This window comes from Streptomyces sp. CB02366 (genome assembly GCF_001905905.1).
In the GTDB taxonomy this organism is placed as follows: domain Bacteria; phylum Actinomycetota; class Actinomycetes; order Streptomycetales; family Streptomycetaceae; genus Streptomyces.
Window position 1 is genome coordinate 1 of record NZ_LIVT01000040.1, and the last position, 5,125, is coordinate 5,125.

Genomic DNA, 5,125 nt, shown 5'->3' on the forward strand with positions numbered 1-5,125 from the left:
CTGCACCGGGTCGGACAACCCGAGTTCTCCAGAGGGTGCGGCGACGGCCGCTTGAGGGGCAGCAGAGCGCGGAGTGATCCGCTCGTGCTCCCCGGTCGTGCTGCTCGCCCGCCCGGTCAGCGCTTGACGCGGTTGCGGATGGCGAGGACGGCCAGGCCCAGCAGGACGGGTTCGGTCAGGCGTGAGGTCATCTCGATGTAGGTGCCGGCGGTGGTGAGGTCCTGGCCGGAGGAGCGGAAGACGACGGAGTTGAGGGTGATGTTCAGGGCCTTCTCGAAGCGCTCGCCGGTGAAGCGCTCGCCGGTGGGGTTCTTCGGGTCGTCCTTGTCGATCTCGAAAGTGACCTTGCCCCCGCCGGTTGGGACGGTGCCGCTCGCCATCTGCTTCGGGGTGTCCTGCGCGATACCGAAGGCCATCAGCAGAACGATGGTGAGGAGCATGGCCGCGCCGAGCCAGGCCAGGGCCCGCGAGGCGCGCAGGCCGTAGCCGGACAGCGCCCAGTACGCGGTCAGCAGCCCCCGCTCACCGCGGGGGACGTCGTCGGCGTGGCGGCGCATCTCCATCTCCCCGTAGTAGAAGTCCGCAGCCCCCGGCTCGTGCTTGCCGTCCTCGAAAGCCTTCCGCAGCGCCCGGTACACCGGAGCCAGCTGCAACGGCCCCACCCGCCCGGCGCCGAGGACCGCGACGTTCCAGCCCCGCACCGCTCCCGGCCGGCCGGCGCGCCAGTGGTGCTCCTCGGCCAGGACGCGGCGGTCGGTGAACCGTACGGGCGACCAGCGCCGCCGCCCGGCGGGGGACGGGGTGGTGTCGAAGGTGCAGGCGCCCTCCAGGCGCAGCTGGTCCAGGTGCACGGCCCCGGTGAACAGGCAGGGCGCCAGGTCGACGTCGGCCAGCACCAGGTGGGCGGCGTCCACGCCGCGCAGCGACGCCAGCCGCACATCCGAGCCGGGCGCGCCCGCGAAGGTGCCTTCTGCCAGCTGTGAACCGCTGGGGAGGATGAAGGGGTCGGGCTCGGCGGCGATGGTGAGGGGGTACTCGAACACCGCGTGGGAGAAGTCGACCGTGGTGTAGCGCAGGCGTATCTCGGCCGTGGCCGCCCAACGAGTCCGCTGGCACTCCAGACGCCGCGCGGCGAGCGACAGGATCACCGGGCCGCCGAACATCGCACCGGACAGCACCATCCGCCCAGCACACACCAGCGGCCCGAAGCGATCCGCCTTCACGAAGGTGGCGGATGTGAACCGGGCGTCGCGCTCGAAGGTGGCAGACCCGAAGAGGGCGGCGCCCGTGAACGTCGCGGACTCGAAGAGGGCGATGTCCTTGAAGGTGGCGGATGTGAAGCGGGCGTCGCGCTCGAAGGTGGCGGACCCGAAGAGGGCGGCGTCCTTGAAGGTGGCGGATGTGAACCGGGCGTCGCGCTCGAAGGTGGCGGACCCGAAGAGGGCGGCGCCCTTGAAGGTGGTGGCCCCGAAGTGGGCGGCGCCCTTAAAGGTGGTGCCCCCGAAGAGAGTGGTGCCCTTGAAGGTGGCGGACCCGAAGAGGGCGTCGTGCTCGAAGATGGCGGAGGCGAACCGGGAGCTGCGCTCGAAGGTCACGTATTTGAACCAGGCGCCGTGCTCGAAGGTGGCGGACCCGAAGTGGGTGTCGCCCTCGAAGGTCGCGGAGTCGAACCGGGAGCTGCCCTTGAAGGTAGCGGAAGCGAACCAGACGATGCCCTTGAAGGTCGCGGAGTTGAACCGGGCGCCGCGCTCGAAGGTCGCGGACCTGAACGAGGCATCGCCCTCGAACGTGGCGGAGTCGAACTGGGCGATACCGAAGCGGGCAGCGCTGGTCGCAGGGTCGTTGAGGGCGCTCTTTAGGGCACGGAAAAGCGAACCGGTGAAGGTGGTGCCCCGGTGGTCGATGTCGGCTCCGGGTGCCAGGCCGGCCAGATATGCGTCGCGGTCGGTGGCGGTCAGGTGGGCGAGGCACGCGGTGTGGCCGGGGACATGGATGCCGCGGCACCCGACGGGGTCGGTAGCAGGGTCGGCGCCTTGCGCGCAGTGCGGCCACTCTGGCGGTTCGGATGTGCTCATGACGCTGCGACTCCACGGTTCAGGACTTGCCCGCACGGCTGGCGGGGCAGGAACGGCTCAGGCTCGATGATGGCCGCCATACGGGTGCCCTGCGGGACGGTTGCTCAAGGAGTTGCCTAACTGGTTGCTTGTCAGGTTGCCTAACTGGTTGCCCATCAGGTTGCTTACCGGAGCGGCACTGAGGCGCATTGCCGCAGGTCAGCAGTGGAGGGTCAGCGGGGACGGGCAGGTGACACCTCTTTCTCCGGACCCGGAGGAAGAGGCCCCACACTTCCGTCCGGTGGGACGCCCTGTCCTGAAAGGGGGCCGGTCGGCTCATCGCCAGCCCGACCCGGCTGCGAGGGGCTACTCCTCGCAGTGGCATCCCGTGCAGACCATGCAACAGCGGCAGGCCGGGCACTGCTGGCGCGTCAGGCTCCCGCACGGCTGGTAGCGGTTATCGGTGGGCGTCGGGCAGGAGCACTCGCAGCAGGAGCCGCACGCTCCGTGGACGCGGTCGCGACGCCGTCCGTCGATCACGACGGTGCCCCGGCCCCCGCAGTCCGGGCAGTGGCGCGGCACCACCGAGGCTGGCTCCGGCAGCGCCTCCATGGCCTGCACCCATTCCCGCAGCACGGTCACGTCCTCGGCGGGGTCGTGGCTGAACGGGGCGCAGTGAAGCGGGATGGGGGCGGCGGCTCGTCGATCCTCCACTCTCGGGTCGCTCGTATGGGCTGACCTGCGGAAACGTTCCGAAAATCGCCCCGCATGTCGGTGTAGTGCGATATAGTTTTCTTGCTGGTTGGCAGTGGCAGCCGACCACGGAACTCAAACCCATCCCGCCCCAAGGGAGACCCATGTCCGAGCACACCCCCACCCCGACCGAACCCATCAGCGTGCCTGCCGCCGAGCCGGGCACCACGTACCAGTTCCTTGTCCCCGGCCACATCGCCGTGTCCGTCCCCGCCACCTCGGAGGCCGAGGCCCGGGAGCTGCTGGAGCAGAAGGGCCGGGGAACCCTGGAGCTGGACCACCTCGGCCCCCTCCAGGTCGGCGGCCTGGCCGTGCACACCATCGACCTGGTCCCCATCGCCGCGCAGGTCGACAAGGCCGGAGAAGAGAGCACGGCCGATTCCCTGCCCGCCGATTTCAGCATCTCCGACATTGCCCGCGTCGCCGCCCGCCTGCTGGGCGACGGCTGGACGGCCTCCGCCGGAACGTGGGCGGTGAGCGGCGAACTGTCCCACGAGGCGACCGCCACTCACTACACCCTCGAAGTCGTCGAGGGCACCCTCCAGCTCCTCAACGAGAAGCACGACGACACCACCGCGACGTTCAAGCCGACCGCGTCCCTCGGCACGATCGCGGCCCAGGTCGCCCGCGCCGTCCAGCGCGACATCGAACACGGCTGACCCCCGCCCCGGGGTGCCGCGCCCACCACGCCCGGCGCGGCACCCCGGAACGCAAGCACCCCCCGCCCTGAACGAAGGAACAGTCCGCCATGACCACCACATGCCTCACCCCTGCCGAAGCGGCCGCCCATGACGTCGCCGCCGCCCTGGCCCCGTCCGCCGAGCACCTGGCCCCCGCCCTCACCTGCTATGAGCTGAACGAGCTGCTCGACCTGTTCGTCGCCACCGGCCACAAGGCCGCCGCCGCCCGGTGGATCGAGTTCCACGACGGCGACGACCAGTGCGCAGGCCACACCGTCCCCGCCGCCCCCGCCCCGGGCCCCGGGAAGCCGTTCAACATCTCCGACCTCACCAACGCCGTCTCCGTGCTCCTGGGCGACGCCTGGACCGCCCAGTCCCAGCCGTGGGGCAACGTCGGAATCCTTTCCGGCCCGTTCACCACCTCGTTCCTCCTGGAGATCGACTACGACGACGCCCTGACCCTGTCGTTCGACCCCTACGTGGACGACGCCTTCCCCGAGGACCCGGCTCTCCCGGAGGACTTCGAGGTGTGCGACGAAGGCGTCTACCTCGCGGGTGCCTCCCCCTCTGACGGCCTGAAGCACCTGGCCGAGAAGTACGCCGCCGCCGTCCGGGCCATCACCGGCACCTGAGCCGGCTCACCACCGCCGCGCCCCGGGGCCTGGCCCACGAGCCGCCCCGGGGCGCGGTACCCCCCGCCCCGACCGGGGACGCAAGCACTACCCGTCTGACCACATACGGCCGGAGAGCAACCGGCCCCGCCCCGAACGAAGGGAACACCTCCATGAGCACCGCCACCGCCACCGTCACGTTCACCCGCAACCAGGTCGAGGAGGCCGTCACCGCCGGGTTCGAGATGGCCGCCGACGAGTCGGGCGTCAGCGTCAACAACTCCGACTTCCGCCGGACCCGCGTTCTGTTCCGGGGGCTCCTCGTCCAGCTCGACATGGCGTCGGGCCCGAACGCCCCGGGTGAGCCCACCTACACCCGGGAACAGGTCCAGGCGGCGCTGAACACGGCGACCGACGCCGGGCCGAAGGCCGCCGACAACATCGACAACTTCGCGGTGAACGCGACGCTCACGCTCCTGGACGACCCGGACGCCGCCTTCGGGGACGTCGCCGAAGAGTGCTACGGCGAGGACGCCGATGAGGTCGCGGGTTGGCTCGCCGACGCGCGCTGACCCGCCACCCGCTCCGGGGCGCACCCCGCCCCTCCCACGAAGGGACACCCCATGTCTGTACTGCTGATCGGCGACTGGGACGGCCCGGTTCTGACGGTCACCGAGTCCTACACCCTGACGGACGGCGACCAGAAGGCCGTTGACGAGCTGCTCGACGGCCGCGACGACCTATGGGCGTACGAGTTCCTCGTTGACAGCCACGACGAGGCCATCCAGCGCGCGTACGACCAGGAGGTCGGCCCCGACCGCCGGGGCGACTTGGTCGACGACGTCGCCGGGTACCAGCCCACCCGCTGAACACCCGCCCCCGGGGGGGGAGGACGGGCCAGTAGCGCGACCGTGCGGACACGATCGCCACGTCCGAGCGGCCCCGGACATGGCGCAGCGTCTCGCCGACGCCGATCTTGAACAGGTTCTCGCCGAGCCGGTGCTTGGCGGGTTTCCCGGTGCGCCGC

General features: G+C 70.7%; 6 protein-coding genes and 1 pseudogene. 4 read left to right on the forward strand and 3 right to left on the reverse strand.

Annotation, left to right across the window (positions count from 1 at the left end):
* Window positions 1-116: 116 nt before the first annotated feature.
* Window positions 117-2,075: a pentapeptide repeat-containing protein gene (locus tag AMK24_RS32420; protein WP_073772450.1), complete on the reverse strand. Its 1,959-nt coding sequence runs from the start codon at window positions 2,073-2,075 to the stop codon at window positions 117-119.
* Window positions 2,076-2,420: 345 nt separating this feature from the next.
* Window positions 2,421-2,768, reverse strand: a complete 348-nt coding sequence (locus tag AMK24_RS33875; RefSeq protein WP_143203784.1) for a hypothetical protein — start codon at window positions 2,766-2,768, stop codon at window positions 2,421-2,423.
* A 143-nt stretch (window positions 2,769-2,911) separates the two neighbouring features.
* Between AMK24_RS33875 and AMK24_RS32425 the strand changes: the two genes are divergently transcribed.
* The 4 genes from AMK24_RS32425 to AMK24_RS34435 all read left to right on the forward strand — a co-directional run bounded on the left by AMK24_RS32425 (window position 2,912) and on the right by AMK24_RS34435 (window position 4,967).
* Window positions 2,912-3,466, forward strand: a complete 555-nt coding sequence (locus tag AMK24_RS32425) for a hypothetical protein (RefSeq protein ID WP_073772451.1) — start codon at window positions 2,912-2,914, stop codon at window positions 3,464-3,466.
* A gap of 89 nt (window positions 3,467-3,555) precedes the next feature.
* Window positions 3,556-4,119, forward strand: a complete 564-nt coding sequence (locus AMK24_RS32430) for a hypothetical protein (protein ID WP_073772452.1) — start codon at window positions 3,556-3,558, stop codon at window positions 4,117-4,119.
* Between the two features lie 152 nt (window positions 4,120-4,271).
* Window positions 4,272-4,670: a hypothetical protein gene (locus AMK24_RS32435; RefSeq protein WP_073772453.1), complete on the forward strand. Its 399-nt coding sequence runs from the start codon at window positions 4,272-4,274 to the stop codon at window positions 4,668-4,670.
* Window positions 4,671-4,721: 51 nt separating this feature from the next.
* Window positions 4,722-4,967, forward strand: a complete 246-nt coding sequence (locus AMK24_RS34435; RefSeq protein ID WP_199876559.1) for a hypothetical protein — start codon at window positions 4,722-4,724, stop codon at window positions 4,965-4,967.
* Here the strand turns inward: AMK24_RS34435 and AMK24_RS35100 are convergent.
* A pseudogene (locus AMK24_RS35100) lies at window positions 4,957-5,125 on the reverse strand (SAM-dependent methyltransferase); the annotation flags it as partial. The gene AMK24_RS34435 and the pseudogene AMK24_RS35100 sit on opposite strands and share 11 nt — an antisense overlap.

Excerpts from the sequence above, each read along its gene's own strand:
- AMK24_RS34435 (WP_199876559.1), top strand. The coding sequence starts at position 4,722 with ATGTCTGTACTGCTGATCGGCGACTGGGACGGCCCGGTTCTGACGGTC.
- AMK24_RS32420 (WP_073772450.1), bottom strand. The coding sequence starts at position 2,075 with ATGAGCACATCCGAACCGCCAGAGTGGCCGCACTGCGCGCAAGGCGCC.
- AMK24_RS32430 (WP_073772452.1), top strand. The coding sequence starts at position 3,556 with ATGACCACCACATGCCTCACCCCTGCCGAAGCGGCCGCCCATGACGTC.
- AMK24_RS32425 (WP_073772451.1), top strand. The coding sequence starts at position 2,912 with ATGTCCGAGCACACCCCCACCCCGACCGAACCCATCAGCGTGCCTGCC.
- AMK24_RS32435 (WP_073772453.1), top strand. The coding sequence starts at position 4,272 with ATGAGCACCGCCACCGCCACCGTCACGTTCACCCGCAACCAGGTCGAG.